This window comes from Proteiniphilum propionicum (genome assembly GCF_022267555.1).
Lineage (GTDB): Bacteria > Bacteroidota > Bacteroidia > Bacteroidales > Dysgonomonadaceae > Proteiniphilum > Proteiniphilum propionicum.
Genome location: NZ_CP073586.1, coordinates 1054210 through 1073628, shown reverse-complemented (window position 1 = coordinate 1073628; position 19419 = coordinate 1054210). Strand labels below are relative to the sequence as shown.

The 19419-nt window shown below is 42.0% G+C and carries 16 protein-coding genes and 1 tRNA gene; 12 read left to right on the top strand and 5 right to left on the bottom strand.

Going from position 1 to position 19419, the window contains the following annotated elements:
- Window positions 1-123: 123 nt before the first annotated feature.
- Window positions 124-984 carry a transposase gene (locus tag KDN43_RS04120; protein WP_238868411.1) on the bottom strand — a complete coding sequence of 287 codons (861 nt, stop codon included), beginning with the start codon at window positions 982-984 and terminating at the stop codon, window positions 124-126.
- 940 nt (window positions 985-1924) lie between these two features.
- Between KDN43_RS04120 and KDN43_RS04115 the strand changes: the two genes are divergently transcribed.
- From KDN43_RS04115 to KDN43_RS04080, 8 genes are all read left to right on the top strand, one after another.
- Window positions 1925-2995 (top strand): LacI family DNA-binding transcriptional regulator, encoded by a 1071-nt coding sequence (locus tag KDN43_RS04115; RefSeq protein ID WP_238868410.1) that lies wholly within the window; start codon window positions 1925-1927, stop codon window positions 2993-2995.
- Between the two features lie 432 nt (window positions 2996-3427).
- Complete coding sequence (locus KDN43_RS04110) at window positions 3428-4642, top strand: glycoside hydrolase family 88 protein (protein ID WP_238868409.1); 1215 nt, start codon at window positions 3428-3430, stop codon at window positions 4640-4642.
- Window positions 4643-4904: 262 nt separating this feature from the next.
- A complete protein-coding gene (kduI, locus tag KDN43_RS04105; protein ID WP_238868408.1) occupies window positions 4905-5747 on the top strand; it encodes a 5-dehydro-4-deoxy-D-glucuronate isomerase in 843 nt (280 codons plus the stop codon).
- 10 nt (window positions 5748-5757) lie between these two features.
- Window positions 5758-6549, top strand: coding sequence for a gluconate 5-dehydrogenase (locus KDN43_RS04100; RefSeq protein WP_238869401.1), 792 nt, complete (start codon window positions 5758-5760; stop codon window positions 6547-6549).
- Window positions 6550-6630: 81 nt separating this feature from the next.
- On the top strand, window positions 6631-7785 hold the full coding sequence (locus KDN43_RS04095; RefSeq protein ID WP_238868407.1) for a DUF4861 family protein: 1155 nt from the start codon (window positions 6631-6633) through the stop codon (window positions 7783-7785).
- Window positions 7786-7789: 4 nt separating this feature from the next.
- Window positions 7790-8827 carry a sugar kinase gene (locus KDN43_RS04090; RefSeq protein WP_238868406.1) on the top strand — a complete coding sequence of 346 codons (1038 nt, stop codon included), beginning with the start codon at window positions 7790-7792 and terminating at the stop codon, window positions 8825-8827.
- Window positions 8828-8959: 132 nt separating this feature from the next.
- Window positions 8960-9634 carry a bifunctional 4-hydroxy-2-oxoglutarate aldolase/2-dehydro-3-deoxy-phosphogluconate aldolase gene (locus tag KDN43_RS04085; RefSeq protein WP_238868405.1) on the top strand — a complete coding sequence of 225 codons (675 nt, stop codon included), beginning with the start codon at window positions 8960-8962 and terminating at the stop codon, window positions 9632-9634.
- Between the two features lie 15 nt (window positions 9635-9649).
- Complete coding sequence (locus tag KDN43_RS04080) at window positions 9650-11116, top strand: MFS transporter (RefSeq protein WP_238868404.1); 1467 nt, start codon at window positions 9650-9652, stop codon at window positions 11114-11116.
- Window positions 11117-11171: 55 nt separating this feature from the next.
- Here the strand turns inward: KDN43_RS04080 and KDN43_RS04075 are convergent.
- The 4 genes from KDN43_RS04075 to KDN43_RS04060 form a co-directional block, all read right to left on the bottom strand.
- Window positions 11172-11248 (bottom strand) — tRNA-Ile (locus tag KDN43_RS04075).
- 248 nt (window positions 11249-11496) lie between these two features.
- Window positions 11497-13350, bottom strand: a complete 1854-nt coding sequence (locus KDN43_RS04070) for a 4-hydroxy-3-methylbut-2-en-1-yl diphosphate synthase (RefSeq protein ID WP_238868403.1) — start codon at window positions 13348-13350, stop codon at window positions 11497-11499.
- A gap of 8 nt (window positions 13351-13358) precedes the next feature.
- On the bottom strand, window positions 13359-13739 hold the full coding sequence (locus KDN43_RS04065; protein ID WP_238868402.1) for a VOC family protein: 381 nt from the start codon (window positions 13737-13739) through the stop codon (window positions 13359-13361).
- A 343-nt stretch (window positions 13740-14082) separates the two neighbouring features.
- The gene (locus KDN43_RS04060) at window positions 14083-14805 is read right to left on the bottom strand and encodes an MBL fold metallo-hydrolase (protein ID WP_238868401.1); all 723 of its coding nucleotides are present in this window, start codon (window positions 14803-14805) and stop codon (window positions 14083-14085) included.
- A gap of 248 nt (window positions 14806-15053) precedes the next feature.
- Here KDN43_RS04060 and KDN43_RS04055 point away from each other — a divergent pair, with 248 nt between their 5' ends.
- The 4 genes from KDN43_RS04055 to KDN43_RS04040 all read left to right on the top strand — a co-directional run bounded on the left by KDN43_RS04055 (window position 15054) and on the right by KDN43_RS04040 (window position 19379).
- Window positions 15054-15740, top strand: a complete 687-nt coding sequence (locus KDN43_RS04055) for an MIP family channel protein (RefSeq protein ID WP_238868400.1) — start codon at window positions 15054-15056, stop codon at window positions 15738-15740.
- A gap of 229 nt (window positions 15741-15969) precedes the next feature.
- On the top strand, window positions 15970-16827 hold the full coding sequence (locus KDN43_RS04050) for an enoyl-ACP reductase FabI (RefSeq protein ID WP_238868399.1): 858 nt from the start codon (window positions 15970-15972) through the stop codon (window positions 16825-16827).
- A gap of 71 nt (window positions 16828-16898) precedes the next feature.
- The gene (locus KDN43_RS04045) at window positions 16899-17507 is read left to right on the top strand and encodes an L-threonylcarbamoyladenylate synthase (protein ID WP_238868398.1); all 609 of its coding nucleotides are present in this window, start codon (window positions 16899-16901) and stop codon (window positions 17505-17507) included.
- Window positions 17508-17669: 162 nt separating this feature from the next.
- Window positions 17670-19379: a S41 family peptidase gene (locus KDN43_RS04040; RefSeq protein WP_238868397.1), complete on the top strand. Its 1710-nt coding sequence runs from the start codon at window positions 17670-17672 to the stop codon at window positions 19377-19379.
- Window positions 19380-19419 lie beyond the last annotated feature (40 nt).

Below are 19419 nucleotides of genomic sequence, written 5' to 3'. Positions count from 1 at the left end.
CAATTTCCCAAAGTTACAAATATTTTTAAAAATTACATCATCGCTTGCAAATAAATATCTTCACGAAAAAACAAAATAGATTATCTGATTATCCGTAGTTAGGGTCTGCTTATTAATTCCCAATCAGGCACAAAAATTCAATTGTGGTCTGAATGGATAAATGTTTATATTTCTCACTTTCATCAACTTCAATAGTAACGAGACAAAATAAGGCAAGGGAATATTCCTCATGTGCCGGATCAGGTTCATCAAAAAAATGATAGCCCCTATCCAACTGTTTGATGTAGAGGACAGTCTGGTGCGGATATCATTTAAACCATATCCACGCTTGCCCTGCCCAAAATTCCCTTCAACCTGGTTGCGTTCTGCCGCTTCCCCTCGCTCTTTACGTTTCCGGTATCTGCTCCTGATCTCTTTTACCAGCTTTCGGCCCAGTGGCTCACCGGTGTAACTGATTGCTTTCTCTTTCAAAAACCGCCTGTTCTCCCGGGTAAGATATATCTTGTCCACCCTGGCATAGTCATCCAACAGGCTGATGTTGATCTTGGCTCCGAACTCCGTTTTTGCCCCGGCTTTTAGCTCCAATCCTTTTCTTATCAAATCATCCGTCAATGATTCAAAGACATCAAGGTCGATTCGCTTTCTGATGGAGACCAGCAGCGAGGGTGTCATCACCTGTTCATAGGTGAAGGCTTCGAGCCCAAGAAAATACTGCATGTAGGGATTCTCCCGGATCATCTCGATCACTCCACGGTCGTCCGTTTTCATGATGTGTTTGATGATGATCACTCCAAGCATAAGCCTGGTATCCTTAGTGGGTGCACCCCGGTTACTTTTGAAGTTCTTGTAATAAAGCCGGGCGAAATCTTCCCAGGGAACTATTTTTGAAAGAACAACCCACCGGTTATTCTCATCCAATTTTGCCTCAAAGGGCATCTTGAACTCTGAAATTGAAAGCTGTCTGGAGCTCTTGTATCGTATCATAAAATGCAAGGATTACGAAGTAAAAAAACTCAACTTATTGCAGTTATGCAAATATTATGTCGATTAATTTGCTGATTTTCAGTACAAATATCGATTATTCAGCAGACCCTAATTAAAGCTGCCTTCTTTGGAGACAGCTTTAATATAGACAAAAATGTTTTTTCTATAATCCTATTATTAGTCCGCTATGCGTTCCATCAAATTTGTCGTCTGACGACGTTCTTCTTTGCATATAGAAAGCCAAGCAGGACTTACCTACCCGCTCTTTTCATACCATACGGGGATGTCTGTAGCGAAAAGGTCCCCGATTAAACTGCATTCTGCTTGGCTTGCAAGCTGCTTCTGAGTTCTCGATTATTTTCTGTCCTTTGTAATTGGCTTTTACTATTCTAAAAAAACTTATCAGCTCTAAAGTTTCAGCCCTTCGCTCCATTCTCATTAAAAGAACTTCTTCGCTACTATGGCTTCTGCAGACTTCTGTATAACGGCTTTGCAGTACCTGTTCGCTCGGAATAGTCTCCACCTGTCTTACACAGACCTCCTACGGTAAACTCATATAACTTTCGTCGTAATTGATACAATTTACTACCCTTGTTCACGTCCAACTATCGGGCTTCGCAATCCAGTGCTCACTCACCCACAAGAAAAGCCTTGTATTGTGTTTCTGTTCGTTCAATCACGATTTTGTCGCCGGCTTCCTTCAGATTCTACCTCACGGTAAACACCCTTGTCTTTGACTAACAATTCCTGCTGGAAGGCTTGTTCGGGACTTACACCCTAAAGATATATGGTATTCGTAGCGCACAAACAAAATTCAAAAAAGTACATATTTCTTTTTGAAAAAAGAAAATTATCCACTATATTTGTGCACGTACACAAAGAGGCAAAAATTAAGTAATTTCAAAACGATTTCTCCTTTTAAAACTCATAAATATTTCTGATGCGCAAAAAAATAAGGATTAAGGACATAGCGGAAATGGCCGGGGTTTCGGCCGGGACTGTAGACAGGGTACTGCACAACCGCGGTAATGTATCGGAACCGGCACGCTTGGCTGTTGAAAAAGTTCTGGAAAAAGTAAATTACAAGCCCAACATTCACGTTTCCGCTCTCTCCTTAAAGAGGAGATACAAAATTGTGGTCGCTACCCCTGAAGCATCTCACGGTGAATATTGGGAGAGTATTCACAATGGTATCAGGCATGCGATTGAAGAGTATGAAAACATAAAGATGGAGTCTCTCATACTAACTTACAATCAGTATGATATCTACTCCTGCAAAAAAGTTTTCAAAGAGATTTCAGAAATGGATATGGATGCTCTTATAGTTGGGCCAACCTTCAACGAAGAGACAGCAACATTGTGTAAAAAAATGGATGCAAAAGAGATACCATATGTCTTTGTGGATTCAACAATTGACAATACTTCTCCTATTGCCTTTTTCACTTCAGACCATTATATGATTGGATGCCTTATGGCAAAGCTTATCACTTCCATAATTCCTAACAATACTAATATTGGAATTCTACAGGCAGTCAGGACCGGTGATAAAAGTGCAAACTCTACCATTCAGAGGAAAAAAGGGTTTACAGATTTTCTTGCAAAAAACAATTGCTTCCACAATATATTAAATATTCCCTTTTCTGTTTCTGAGCCTGAAAAAAACGAGATCTATCTGGCCCGTTTTTTCAGCAAGCATGATAATGTTCCAGGCATTGTGGTGATGAATTCACGTGGCAGCATCGTCTCCGATTATCTTTTAAGAAATAACATCAATAGGGTTAAAATGATTTGCATGGACCTTACCTCTCCAAATATTGAAGCATTAAAAAAAGGTCAGATAGATTTTTTAATTGGACAAGAGCCGGAGTATCAGGGTTTTTGCGCGATGAAAACATTACTTGAATATTTGACCTTCAAAAAACCGGTTAATAAGGAGAACTATGTTCAACTGGACATACTTACAAAGGAGACAATCGATTATTACAAGAAATTCAATAATATTGTTTATTAGAATCAGCTGAGCGAGAGGTTTTCGTTTAACACCTTCAATACTTCGGTAATTATTTTTTGGGCACCTTCAATCAGCAAAAAGTACTGTCGGGTTTTGAATAGGTCTATTTTTTGTTAATTAGTGGATTACATGTCATTTCGATACTTTTTTCACCGTAATGTTGACTATAAAATCAAATAATTAAAGTGTCTGTTGAATACGTATATTTGTAGTTAATAACCAAGTGGTTGTAATTGAAAGTTTGATGAGAATTCCGAAAGTTTGAAGAATATTCTTCTAATATAAATTAAGTGTTTGTCTTTTGAATACATCCATTCAAAGTGTATACATCTAAATATATGACCTTTAGAAAGAATAGCAATACATACTGAAATTAAATTAAGAGAATATAGGTTTTGTAAGAAACTACTCAAATTTATAAAAACCATTAAAATGAAAAATCTTTTATCCCTGTTTTTCCTGTCTTTTTCAGTCATATCTGCTTTCTCATGTTCAAGCAAGCAGCAAACGAATGGAATTAATAATATAGCCTTCGTTAAGGAAAATGTTTCATATGCATCACAACAATATCGATTAATGATCGATAAAATTGAAGATTCAACAAAATTGATGAATCCAAAATCTTTTATTAAGGGAAAAATGAAATATATTCCCACACAAGAGTGGACTTCAGGCTTTTTCCCCGGGAGCTTGTGGTATCTTTATGAATTGGAGGGCGATGAAAAATGGAAAGCACTTGCTAAAAAGTATACAGAATCACTAGATACCATTCAATACTTTACTGGAAACCATGATGTGGGATTTATGATTTTCTGCAGCTACGGAAACGGACTTCGTTTAACCGGGAACGAAGCATATAAAAGTGTAATCGTCAATGCCGCAAAGTCGCTTTCGACCCGTTTTATCCCCGATGCAGGTATTATTCAATCATGGAGTGCAAATAAATCCAAAGATTGGGAGTGTCCAGTAATTATTGATAATATGATGAATTTGGAACTGCTTTTTGAAGCTACGAAACTTTCCGGTGACTCAACATTTCATAATATAGCTGTCTCACACGTTGAAAAGACATTAAAAAACCATTACCGTTCCGATTACAGCACATGGCATGTTATTGATTATGATATGAGTGACGGTAGTGTAAGACACAGAAATACACACCAGGGATATTCTGACAATAGTTCATGGTCTCGCGGACAGGCATGGGGTATATACGGATTTGTAATGTGTTACCGTGAAACAAAAAATGAAAAATACCTGCATCAGGCAGAAAAAGCACTAAATTTTATCGCCGAACATCCGAATTATCCTGATGACGGAGTCCCTTATTGGGATTTTGACGCCCCAGATATACCTGATACTTTTAGAGATGCATCTGCAGGAGCTATTCTAGCATCAGCGCTTTATGAACTGTCTGCCTATTCCAATCAGAAAAATTACAAAACTTGGGCTGACAAAATATTAACATCCCTTGCAAGTCCATCTTACCGTGCAGAAGCAGGTCGGAACGGAAATTTTCTACTGATGCACTCTGTAGGTAGCCTGCCGCATAATTCAGAAGTTGACGTTCCTCTGAATTATGCTGATTATTATTTTCTTGAAGCTTTAAAACGAAAGAGAGATCTGGAAAAACAGTCTGAAAACTAACAAACATTTATATCGTTCATTATCAAACAGGCTTTTTTAATTTTTGGCCTTCGCTACAAATATATTAAGATATCCTGTAATCAGTGAATCAGTGAATTTGTTGGTAAATAATAATATTTTCATCTATTTTAGACAACAAAACATAGCTCCATATCGAAAAATAAATTTTATCGTAAAATATGATATCCATTAAACTACAGCTACTTAAAAAGGAATTCCGTGTTGTCAGAACAGGCTCAAATATAAAAACTCAATAAGAATTATGAAAACAAATTATCAATTGCGTTATGCAGCGCATCCCGAGGATGTAAAATCTTATGATACACAACGTTTGCGCAAGGATTTTTTAATAGAAAAAGTGTTCAGTGCAGATGAGGTAAACATGGTATATTCCATGTATGACCGCATGATTGTCGGAGGCGCGATGCCGGTGAACGAGTCTTTGCACCTTGAGGCGATAGAACCTTTGAAACAGGCTGTGTACCTACACAGCCGTGAAATAGGTATCTATAATGTAGGAGGTAAGGGTAAAGTTAAGGTAGGAAATGATGTTTTTGAGCTCGATTACAAAGAAGCGCTGTATCTGGGTTCAGGAGACAGGGAAGTTTATTTTGAAAGCGACGACGCCAAAAAACCCGCGAAGTTTTATTTCAACTCGGCCACCGCTCATCGTAATTATCCCGATAAAAAAGTGACCAAGGCCGATGCGGAGGTTGCAGAAATGGGCTCCCTCGAAGGCTCAAACCATCGGAATATCAATAAAATGATTGTAAACCAGGTGCTCCCGACATGTCAGCTGCAGATGGGGATGACAGAGCTCGCTCCGGGAAGTGTCTGGAACACTATGCCTGCTCATGTACACTCCCGCAGGATGGAGGCATATTTTTATTTTGAAGTACCGGAAGACCAGGCTGTATGCCACTTCATGGGAGAACCATCCGAAACGCGTCACATCTGGATGAAAGGCGATCAGGCCGTACTCTCTCCCGAGTGGTCGATACACTCTGCCGCTGCTACAAGCAACTACACTTTTATTTGGGGTATGGCAGGAGAAAATCTCGACTACGGCGATCAGGATTTCTCAAAAATTGTGGAACTAAAATAAAAAACATATGATGGTTAATTTTTCATTAAAAGGAAAGATAGCCCTGGTAACCGGGGCTTCTTATGGAATTGGCTTTGCCATGGCAACGGCTTTCGCGGAAGCAGGAGCCAAAATTGTGTTCAATGACATTAATCAGGACCTGGTAGATAAAGGCCTCGCCTCTTACAAGGAGAAAGGTATAAAAGCACACGGTTATGTATGTGATGTAACCGATGAGGATGCGGTAAACAAATTTATTACCCAGGTGACGGAAGAGATAGGTGTAATAGATATACTTGTGAATAATGCGGGTATCATCAAACGTATCCCCATGCATGAGATGACAGCCGCGGAATTTCGTCAGGTTATTGATATTGATCTGAACGGGCCTTTTATTGTTTCGAAGGCAGTTATTCCTCACATGATCGAAAAAGGGCATGGTAAAATTATTAATATCTGTTCTATGATGAGTGAATTGGGACGCGAAACCGTTTCTGCATACGCAGCAGCGAAAGGAGGGTTAAAGATGTTAACGAAAAATATCTGTTCAGAATACGGAGAACACAACATACAATGCAACGGGATTGGACCGGGATATATTGCAACCCCTCAAACTGCTCCTTTAAGAGAAAGGCAGCCCGACGGGTCACGTCACCCTTTCGACTCGTTTATCATTGCCAAAACACCGGCAGCCCGTTGGGGAACACCGGAAGATCTTATGGGACCAGCTGTTTTTCTGGCTTCTGACGCATCAAATTTTGTAAACGGGCATATCCTCTATGTAGACGGCGGTATTTTAGCTTATATCGGCAAACAACCATAGAACGGAATAATAAAAAAAAAGCAAAGACAATGTTCCAACCCTTGCAATGCCGGGGTTGGAATGCTTAAATAATTGAAAGGTATGGGAACAAGGAATATATTACTCTATTTGTCGATCCTGACCCTTCTCGGTTGTAGTGCCGGGAAAAAAGGGCTGCTCATGAACATCAGTAATCCGGGTTCTTTCGACAGGGACAATGAAATGGTGGAAGTAGCATGGGCAGATGTGCGGCAAAAACTCTCTTTATTGCCGGATCAAACAATCATCGTTACTAACGATGCAGGTAAACAAACCCCTTGCCAGCTTATAACAAATGGGACCAAAGAAGTAGAATCGGTCATATTCCCGGTTTCACTGAAAGCCGGGCGGACAGCCTTGTATCACATTTCTGTCGGTAAGCCCGAATCTTTTGAACCACTTGTTTATGGCAGGCTGGTACCTGAAAGGAAGGACGATTTTGCATGGGAGAACAACCGTACAGCTTTCAGAGTGTATGGCCCTGCCCTGAAAGCATCCGGCGAGATCAGTAACGGTATGGATTTCTGGGCAAAGAGAACCGATTCGTTAATCATTGACAAATGGTATCGAAACGATTTGTCAGGCATAGCTTCTTATCACGAAGACCACGGCGAAGGGTTGGATTTTTACAAGGTGGGCAGAACGCTTGGATTAGGAATGACAGCTCCTGTTTATGACGATACTCTCTGTATGGGAGACAACTTCGTGACCGCCGTGATTCTCGACAAAGGACCATTACGTATAAGTTTCAAACTTACCTACGCTCCCTACACTGCCGGAGGTCGGGAGGTACGGGAAACGCGTATTATCTCGCTTGATGCCTACAGCCTTTTCAACAGGGTAACCAATATCTTCGAGACAGACACTACAAAACTGACAATCGCAACCGGTATCGTAATGCCTGATAAAAATACCGAAGCAAATGCCCCAATCATAACCTTTGGCGACAACACCGGAATCATTGCTTACGAAACTCCTGGAAATGAAACAAACGGCACCATTTATACCGCAGCCATTCACCCGGAGGGGTTCGGCATCATAAAGGTTTCAAACGGGCACTTTCTGGGGCTCAACAGCTATCAGCCCGGAACACCTTATACTTACTATGCAGGTGGAGGATGGAGTAAGGCCGGGTTCAACAGTTTTGATGAATGGACAAAATATGTGAAACAAGAGAAGCAGAAAATAGATCAACCTTTAATAATTAAAATAGATTAATAAGATGCAGAAAATAGTGACTTTTGGCGAGATCATGCTGCGCCTTGCCACACCTGGCTATAAAAGATTTATCCAGTCCGGCAGTCTTTCTGCCACCTTTGGCGGAGGGGAAGCAAACGTGGCAGTTTCACTTGCAAATTATGGTATTCCAGTGGAGTTTGTAACCCGGTTGCCGGAAAACGAGATAGCTGAATGGTGCATTTCCGATCTCAGAAAATACAATGTAGGGACCCGGAATATTCAGCGTGGAGGTGAACGTGTGGGGATCTACTTCCTGGAAACTGGAGCTGTAGCCCGGCCGTCTAAAGTAGTTTACGACAGGGCATACTCATCAATTGCGGAAGTTCAAAAAGGGATGTTCAACTGGAAAGAGATACTGAAAGATGCGACCTGGTTTCACTGGACAGGAATCACTCCTGCATTGTCACAGGGAGCCGCTGATGTTTGCCTGGAAGCAATAAAAACAGCAAATGAGCTGGGAGTGACAGTTTCGTGCGACCTTAACTACCGGAAAAATCTCTGGAAGTATGGGAAGATGGCAGCGGACATTATGCCCGAACTGGTGGAAGGGTGTGATATCATACTGGGCAATGAGGAAGATGCAGAAAAAGTGTTCGGCATCAAGCCCAAAGGATTCCGGGTGGAGCATACCGGAGGTGAAGTGGATGCAGCCGAATTTGAGTCGGTATGCAAGCAGCTGATGCAACAATTTCCCCGGGCAAAGAAGGTGATCATCACACTACGCGGATCCATCAATGCCAATCACAATACGTGGGGCGGATGTCTCTATTCCGACAAGCTCTATCAGTCAAGAAGATACGATATCACTCATATCGTGGACAGAGTTGGTGGCGGAGACTCTTTCATGGGTGGCCTGATCTACGGACTCCTCACCTACAAAGGCGATGACCAGAAAGCGCTCGACTTTGCCGTAGCTGCTTCCTGCCTCAAGCACACCGTTTACGGCGACTTCAATCTGGTGACCGTGCCGGAAGTAGAAACGCTGATGAAAGGTGACGGATCAGGCAGAGTGGTACGATGAGGATTTACTGATTGGAACGATTCAGAAAACAAGATTATAAAGTTAGAAATAAGAATCCGGAGCTGAAAGCTGAATGTTGAGTGTTATCAACGGTAAGCCGATTGCTGTCCTCCGAAAACTGACAACTTATTTATGGCAAAATTTTCAAGACTACAGGTATATCAGGCCATGGAAAATACCGGCATCGTGCCGGTATTTTACCATGCCGATGCGGAAGTGGCAAAAAAAGTGGTGAAAGCATGCTACGAAGGGGGAATCCGCGCCTTCGAGTTCACCAACCGGGGTGATTTTGCCCACGAGGTATTCGCCGAACTGGTGAAGTGGGCCAACTCAGCATGTCCGGAGATGATACTGGGTATCGGCTCCATCGTGGATGCCCCTACTGCTGCGCTCTACATCCAGTTGGGAGCCAACTTTGTGGTAGGGCCACTGTTGAATCCAGACATATTCAAAATATGCAACCGCAGGCAAATAGCCTACTCCCCAGGTTGCGCCACAACCTCCGAGATAGGGCTGGCACAGGAGCTGGGGGTTGAGATAGTAAAGGTTTTCCCCGGCGGGAATGTGGGAGGGCCGTCGTTTGTGAAAAACATCAAGGGGCCGATGCCATGGTCAAAGATCATGGTCACCGGCGGGGTGGAACCTACTGAAGAAAATCTGTCGGCATGGTTCATAGCAGGCGTTACATGTGTTGGAATGGGATCTAATCTTTTCCCTGAAGAGGTAGTAAAGAGTGGAGATTGGGGAAAAATTACCCAGCTGTGCAAACAGAGCCTCTCAATCGTCAAAAAATATTCTAAACAATAATCATTATAGAAAATCATGAGTAAACTACAAGAAGAAGGAAAAGCAAAAATGACCAATTACCGCTGGACGATTGTCCTAATGCTGTTTTTGGCAACTACGGTCAATTACATGGATCGGCAGGTGTTATCGCTGACGTGGGCCGACTTTATAGCACCGGAGTTTCACTGGACGAACAGTGATTATGGTACCATTACCGGGTTATTCTCTATTTTTTACGCCATCTCTATGCTCTTTGCTGGAAAATTTGTGGACTGGATGGACACCAAGAAAGGTTTTCTCTGGGCTATTGGAGTGTGGTCTTTCGGAGCAATATTGCACGCTTTCTGCGGACTTTTAACTGCAGGCATAACGGCAGGAGAATGGACTCTCAGTTTTCAGGGTGCACGACAGGCTATTGGTACTGTTGGAAATATATCTATGGTTGTAAACGTAAGTGTTACACTGTTTGTCTTTGCCCGGCTTATCCTCGCGATTGGAGAGGCTGGAAACTTCCCTGCCGCCATCAAGGCAACAGCAGAATATTTTCCAAAGAAAGATAGGGCATACGCAACCAGCATTTTCAACTCTGGCGCTCAAATCGGAGCTTTATTGGCACCGCTGACAATCCCCTTCATCGCCAAGGCATGGGGGTGGGAAATGGCTTTTATTGTAATAGGTGCCTTGGGTTTTGTATGGATGGGATTTTGGGTGTTTATCTATCATAAGCCTGAAAAAAACAAAAGAGTGAACTCCGTTGAACTAGCCTATATAAATCAAGATGATATCACAGATGCGGTACAGGGAACAATACCTGCGGATGAAAATGCCGGGAGAAAAGTATCTTTTAAAAAAGCATTCAAATACAAACAGACCTGGTCGTTTGCCGTCGGTAAATTTCTGACGGATGGTGTGTGGTGGTTCCTGCTTTTCTGGATCCCGGCTTATCTTAGTTCAGTATACGATCTGAACTCAACTCAAAGTGCACCGCATGTTTTCGTTGTATATGCGATCTCAATGATCTCTGTTTTTGCAGCCGGATATTTCCCTGCCTATTTTATGAATAAGAAAAAAATGGACCCTTACCAGGGACGTATGCGGGCAATGTTGCTTTTTGCTTTCTTCCCGCTACTGATTCTCCTGGCACAACCACTGGGAAGTATCTCTGTATGGATGCCAGTAATAATTATCGGTATCGCCGCTGCTGCACATCAGTCCTGGTCGGCTAACATCTTCACCACCGTGAGTGACATGTTCCCGAAACATGCCGTAGGTACAATCACCGGCATCGGTGGTATGGCCGGCGGTGTGGGCTCCTTCTTCATCAATAAGAGCTCCGGCGTACTGTTCGACCATGCAGCCAACACAAACATGAAATTCCTTGGCTATGAAGGAATTGAATCAGGCTACTTTATCATCTTCATCTTCTGTGCCATCGCCTATCTGTTGGGCTGGACCATTATGAAAGCATTGGTACCGAAGTATGAACTGATTACTGATATGTAATTTTTGTTTGAAAAATAACAGGCAATCAGATTTATCTTTCTGACTGCCTGTTATTTGGTGGTCCCAACTGGGCTTGAACCAGTGACTCCCTGATTATGAGTCAGGTGCTCTAACCAACTGAGCTATGGGACCTCTGTTTCGGTTCAGATATACCGAAAGCGGGTGCAATATTACAGTTTTTTTCGGAATTTACCAAAAGAAATATCAATAAATAGTGCTAATTCCCCTTACTGTTTAAACAACATCAATATAACTAACAAAAAAGCTCACAGGCTATCTGATAATTAACTCGCTTCGTTCACTAACGTAGATATTCGCTCGTTATGGTATAGCTCAAGCAAGCGCTGAATATAATTGTATTAATGAGCGCAAAACTTAAATTAATTATTTTCGGGTTCAATCCAGTCCCCATGATCTTTGATAAGCTGAATAAGATGTTCTACTGCCTCAGACTGAGGAATATTTTTCTCCACCAACTGTTTCTTTCGGTAGAGTGAAATTTTCCCATGTTCGGCTCCAACATATCCATAGTCAGCATCAGCCATCTCACCCACACCATTTACTATGCACCCCATCACCCCTATCTTCAGATGTTTCAGATGAGAGAAATGTTTCTGTACAAGGGCGACTGTTGCCTGCAGGTCGAACAAAGTCCTTCCGCAACCCGGGCAGGAGATAAACTCCGTTTTGCTCGTTCGCACACGTGCCGCCTGCAATATGCCGAAAGAATAAGCATCGACATCAGTGATATCGATCTTCCCTTGGTTGCTCATCATGATACCGTTACCGAAACCATCCAGGAGAACAGTTCCAAAATCCGCCCCACCTTTGATCTGTAAATCCTCCGGCTCATCTTCAAAATAACTCCTTTGAAGAATAACCGGTACATGGCACTCTCCATTCAGCAGAGCATGGAAAAAGGCTCTTTGCTCCCCCACCCCATTAGGATGAACAGTAGTAAGGACCACAACCACTCCGGGACTATTTTTTAATACTGAAAGCACCTCAGCTGTCAGCTCTGGGTAGGAGATGCGCAGGAATTTAACCCCGGCACTGCAATTACCAATGTTACTTATATTGCCAACGGTAAACAGCGGATAATTATCAATTATCTCTTCCCAACAGTCGAAATCCACAATCGACTTCATCCCTTTCGGAAAGTTCTCTGGAACCTGCTTCCCCACATAAATATAATCGGGGATGAAGTGGGAGTTTATCGTCATATCTTGCGTGTTGCTCCTATCTGAAATCACCACAGGTACGTAATCCCCTCCAACATTCCAAACAGCCTCAGTTTCCCGCCTATCGGTCGAAAATGGAGAGAAACCAGGAAATTGTCGTCCCTCAATGGGTGGATGATTTTGCCGTTGCATCACGTAATCCACCAGCTTTCGGGCTACAGGTACCTCTGCCTCGGGATCTTCGCTCAGTGAAACACGAATGGTATCTCCCATGCCATCGCTTAGGAGAGCACCAATACCTACTGCCGATTTCATACGCCCGTCTTCTCCGTTTCCGGCTTCTGTAACACCCAGATGAAGTGGGAAATGGATACCTTCTTTATCCATGGTCGCCACCAAAAGGCGTACTGCCTTGGCCATCAGAAGTGTATTGGACGCTTTCATCGAAATCACAATATCGGTAAATCCTTCTTCCATGGCTATACGAAGGTACTCCATACACGATTCCACCATACCTTCAGGCGTATCCCCGTAGCGGGTCATAATGCGGTCGGAAAGCGATCCATGGTTTACCCCGATACGCACGGCTGTGCCATGTTCTTTACATATCTGAAGAAAGGTTGCCACTTTTGCACGGATTTTCTCCAACTCCGCTGAGTATTCTTCATCGGTGTATTCCAACTCGGCAAATGTTTTCTGCTTGTCTACGTAGTTACCGGGATTAATACGTACTTTTTCGGCTATGGTAGCCGCCACTTCGGCTGCCCGCGGATTAAAGTGAATGTCGGCCGACAGAGGTATAGTATATCCTTTCTCTCTTAACTGCCGGTGAATCTCACGAAGATTATTTGCTTCGCGCACCCCCTGAGTAGTAAAACGAATCAGGTCTGCTCCGGCTGCTACAATCCTCTCACACTGTGCCACACTGGCTTCAGTATCTAGAGTATTTGTATTGGTCATCGTCTGCACAATAACAGGGTAGTTACCACCCATAGTAATGTTTCCTATATGTACATCAACTGTAGGGCGCCGTTTGTAATTGAAAAAGTCCATATAACTGTTTATTTCTTCAAAGGTAATACTTCTATCCAATATCCATCGGGATCGATAATGAAATAAAGTCCCATTTCTTTATTTTCGTAACAGACACATCCCATCTCATTGTGAAAAGCTCTTATCTCATCATAATCACCTTCCACGCGGACACACAGATGCTGTTCATTATCGCCCATATTATAGGGCCTGTCCCAGTCTCTTAGCCATGTCAGTTCCAGCGTGAAGCCCGTAGCCCCGTCTCCAAGATAGACCAGAATAAATGATCCGTCTGACGCTTCCTTTCTTCGGACTTCTTTCATTCCCAGAGCCCTGCCATAAAAATCGATACTTTTTTGTAGATCGAATACGTTGATATTATAATGATCGAACCTTGCTTTTATTTCCATATTATTGTTTTTTTAGATTGAACAAGATAAGTCTTTTCCGCTGAAAATTTTCCAAAATACACATCTATTTTCAGCAAGTTGAAACCACTGAAATCGGGTTTTGGGGTTTCCGAAGCAGACTCACAAAATTATTAAGGATTACAAAACACATATGATCAAAATATTATATATTTTACCGCTTTAACTGATTACATAATAATTTATTACTACCAGTCCCTATTTTTGAGAGTACGATTGTCCCCTGTTTACGATAAGATTCTCTAACGTGGCAGAGATTCCAGTTAAAAAGTGTTCGATTGCCACAGCATATTTGCGGGTTGCAGACAGACAAAAGGAATTTCAATTATAGAGTATAAGATTGTCCCCGGTGCGATAATGGCAGATATTTACAGCCGTATCCGGATGCAATTTTTTCGAAAAGGTTTACTTTATCGTAGTCGCCCCCAAAATGCATCGGCAGAAAATAATCGGTTCCAATCCTCGATACAAACTGCTCTGCACCGCGCATATAATCTTTCCCCAAGCGCGGATCAACCGGAAACATTGCAATATGCAACCGATCGGTTTTTTCTGATAACAACTCAAGTTCACACAGAAAATGGTTTTCAAACGAAAGTGCTTCCTCTTTGCTCACCTCTTCATTCCAATGCCAGTTATTCAGGTCGCCGGCATGAAAAAAAAGCTGATCGCGATACCACAGCAAAAACGAGCAGCCAGCATCTGTAGATCCAAAAGCTTTTACCCTGAGCCTATGGTCATTAAACACTCCCTCCTTTCTGAGGTAGTGAGCATCGCTGCGTCCTGCCTTGCCACTTTGCAAAAGCTCGTATGAGAAGACATAGCTGATATTCTTTTTCCTTTTTTTCCATGTCAATATTTCAGGATTGAAATGATCGGAATGAGAGTGTGAACATAAAACGTACAAATCCTGCTCTTTACTGAGCAGATAATCTCTAACCCAGCTTTTCCCTTCTTCGCGTGGAACATCTTTGTAAAAATCGAATAGCACAGAGAACTGATCGAATTCAATCAGGTAACAACTGTGAAATATATATGTGATGATCATATCTTTATTACTTATCTTTTATAACAACTTATAGACAAAATGTTCCAAACTATTCACATAAAAATTGGTAAAAACATTAAAATCACTATATCTGCAAAAATCAAATATGCTATCGCGATACATTACCAGGCGCAATTGAGTCAAAAAATGTGGAATCTGTCCCCAATTATTTGCCTGAAACAGCGATAATTAAAAAATATTTTTTTCCTTTGTAATGTACTATATGTTTCACACAAATATTAAAAATCATGAAGAAGTATTTTGCAGAGATGGTCGGTACTATGGTACTGGTATTGATGGGCTGCGGTGCAGCCGTTTTTGCGGGTGCAGCGCAACCATTCGAATCTGTGGGTACGCTTGGTGTTGCATTCGCATTCGGCCTTTCGGTGGTTGCAATGGTCTACACCATCGGCAGTATCTCGGGATGTCATATCAACCCTGCTATCACGCTGGGAGTTTTCCTCTCGGGTAGAATGAGCGGCAAAGATGCCGCGATGTATATGGTTTTTCAGGTCACTGGTGCTATTTTAGGATCTTCCATCCTTTGGTTTCTCGCGAAAGACTCCGGCTCCTCTACTACCTTAACGGGAGCAAACGGTTTTGGGGAAGGACAAATGGCTGTAGCATTCGTTGCTGAAACGGTGTTCACTTTCATTTTTGTGCTGGTAGTATTGGGAGTGACCGCTAAAAACGGACTGAATAAATTCGCAGGTTTAGCCATAGGACTGGCTTTAGTGCTGATACACATTGTATGTATCCCTATCACTGGAACATCCGTGAACCCTGCCCGCAGTATCGGTCCGGCAATTTTTGAAGGAGGAGTGGCTTTTGCACAACTCTGGCTTTTCATTGCAGCTCCAATGCTTGGAGCTGCAATTTCGGCTCTCGTATGGAAAGGTATAACGGTTGAGAACAACACCGTAAAGGCTGCCTGACCTGGCATTTAAACGGGTAAATGACAAGGGTGAATATCATATGATATCACCCTTGTTTTATTTTTTTCATCGTGGCTTTTCAACTAACAAACATGGCTGTGAGAACATATTTTTATGTTGAGTGTTTATTTATTGCACATTTTCCGTAAATTTGCGCAGTTTTTCAGATTAGAATCACAGCAAAACTCCGATAAAATCTTTTTATGGGAAGATCAAAATTGAAATAATTATGAATCACAATTTACTAAAAGGGAAAAAAGGTATTATTTTCGGTGCGTTGAACGATATGTCCATCGCCTGGAAGGTGGCTGAGAGAGCCGTTGAAGAGGGTGCTACCATCACATTGTCAAACACTCCCGTTGCCGTTCGAATGGGAGATACAACTAAACTGGGAGAGAAGCTCAACGCTGAAATTCTTCCGGCAGATGCCACCAATGTGGAAGATCTGGAAATGGTATTTTCCAAATCGATGGAGATACTGGGTGGAAAGATCGATTTCGTGCTCCACTCAATAGGTATGTCGCCCAACGTTCGCAAAAAAAGGACTTATGACGATCTCGACTACGACATGCTTATGAAAACCATAGATATCTCTGCCATCTCCTTTCACAAAATGCTGCAGGTAGCCCGTAAGATAGATGCCGTTGAGCGTGGAGGCTCTTTGCTGGCACTCACATATGTCGCCGCACAACGTGTATTTTACGGCTACAACGACATGGCCGATGCAAAAGCGCTTCTTGAATCCATTACCCGCAGTTTCGGATATATCTACGGACGCGACAAGGGAGTTAGAGTGAACACCATTTCACAGTCGCCCACTATGACAACTGCAGGCAGCGGGGTGAAAGGAATGACAGACCTTATGGATTTTGCCGAACGTATGTCGCCTCTTGGGAATGCAAGTGCCGATGATGCCGCTGACTATTGCATAGTGATGTTCTCTGACCTAACGCGAAAAATCACAATGCAGAACCTCTACAACGATGGCGGCTTTTCCAGCATGGGTATGAGCCTTCGTGCTATGAAGCAGTATAGTAACGGGCTGGATGAGAACCGCGATGAAAACGGTAATGTAATTTACGGATAATAATTGACCTGTTTTCAACAATTTGGCTTCAATTGAAAGATTGAAGCTTTTTTTTTATACATTTGCAGGCTATGTTGATAAAGCTTTATAATGAGAATCCTAATCCACGTGAGATAGAAAAAATAGTTTCTACTCTGTACGATGGCGGTATCGTGATCTATCCTACCGATACACTATACGGTATTGGCTGTGATGCACTGAATGTACGCGCTGTTGAGAAGATTTGTGCTTTAAAGGGGATAAATCCGCAGAAGAGCAACCTATCAATTATCTGTAACGATATGAGCGCTATCAGCGAATATGCCAAAGTAAGCACTCCTACTTTCAAACTTATGAAGCGCAACCTCCCAGGGCCTTTTACATTTATCTTACCCACTACCTCTTCGCTGCCAAAAATATATAAGAACAAAAAAACGGTAGGTATCCGGGTACCCGACAACAATATTATTCGCGAGATTGCCGCACAACTTGGGAACCCGGTTTTAAGCACATCAGTAAAAGATGAAGACGAAGAAATTGAATATACCACCAATCCCGAACTGATCCACGAAAAGTGGGGAGATATAGCCGATATAGTTATCGACGGCGGCTTTGGGGGAATAGAAGCCTCAACGGTGGTGGATTGCACTTCCGACGAACCAGAGATCATCCGTCAAGGTAAAGGGGTGTTAAATCTATAAAATTTAAGGAATCACATTAAAATCTTCACTACTTTCGCAGTCTTATAACCGTAATAAAATTAATAATAAATTCATTATTAGCTCGCTCATTGAATTACAAATATTTACACTTGATATTCCACAATTGAAAACAGTTATATCCATTAGAAATCAACGGATCATATGAAAAGAATATTGTTTTTTCTCTATCTTGTACTTATATTTAACTTATCATGCGAAAAAGAAGATCCTTCAACCAATAAAGGAGATCTTGAGACAGCAACATACAATGCAACAACCAAGTCTTTCACTTTAGAGTACAACAGCGGGTACAAAAAGAGCGTAAGTGCTGTGATCGACAACTCAGTATCCCCTCCAAGTGCAAGCGCCACATTAGACGATGGAACAGTTGTTTACACACTTAATGCAGATACGTCAGGGGAAGCCATTATTACAACATCCGACGTTATCTCAAATTATAAATATGTAAATAAATGGATCTACGAAAATATGTCGGTTTATTATTTGTGGAACGACAAACTATCCAAAAATCCCAATTACATCCTTTATCCTAAAGATTTCTTTAACTCCATCCTTTACAAATACAATGCTACTTCAAATCCTTATGGAGATCGCTTTTCATGGATTCAGGAAGATTACAAGGAGTTGTTGGGAAACCTTAGTGGTGTGAGTTCAGACGAGATTGGATTTGAATATATTTTTGTCTGGGCAGATCAGGCAAAAACACATTATTATGCATTAGTTCTTTATCCCAAGCATGGTACTGACGCCGAAGCAAAAAAGATTGACAGGGGCCGCTTTGTGACGAAGATAAACGACCAGAATATCACTCCTGGCAATTATCGTGACCTCTTTGGCGGCACAGGCAGCAAGAAGCTGACAATGGCGGACTGGAAACTTGATAGTTCAGTGGGCCCAGAAGATGAAGGTTATCCGGAATATATATTAACAAATAGTGGCGATGTGAACATCCTTATGCATAGAAACTTTGCGGAAAATCCGGTATATAGGGACAGCGTATATACTATCGGGGATCAAAAAATCGGCTATCTGGTTTACAATTTCTTTGCCCGTGACAAAGGTGATAAAAGCAACGACTATGATAAACTTCTGATGAACAGATTACAAAACCTGCAATCGCAAGGTATTGACGAGATGGTGCTCGATCTTCGTTATAACAGCGGGGGAGCAGTATCTTCGGCCATTGCGCTGGCAAGTGCTTTAGTGAAAGACAGATCTACCAGTAATGTGCTCACAACCTCACAATATAATTCAATAGTACATAATTCACTTCTTAAGGAATATGGTGCCAATTACAATAAAGATTATTTTATTGATATGATTGAAGGCACAAAAATTCCAATACCATCTTTGAACCTGCCACGTCTTTATGTTCTTACAAGCGGCTGGACTGCCTCAGCAAGTGAGTTCATCATTAACGGATTAAAACCATACATGGATGTGGTTCTTATTGGAGAAACCACATATGGGAAGAACGTTGGATCAATAAGTATATACGAGGAAAATGATTCTAAAAACAAATGGGGCATGCAACCCATTATTGTAAGATATGCCAATAGTCTGGGACAATCTGACTTTACATCAGGATTCCTTCCCAATTATGAAGTGGATGAATTCAAAGATCTTTATTTAGTGGATTTTGGAAATACGAACGACCCACTTCTTGGGAAAGCGTTGTCGCTTATTACAGGACAGACTCTATTCACACGTGCAACATCTGTCATCAATACTCAATTCCGTTCTTCACAGATAGATGAAAAGGCTTCAATCAAATTAAGACAGAACAAGCTCAGTTTCGAAATGTACGATGACGTCCGTGGAGATATTATCAAAAGCACTATAAAGAAATAACCCATTCTGGTTGAAATACCTGGAAGAGGGTGTCAAAACT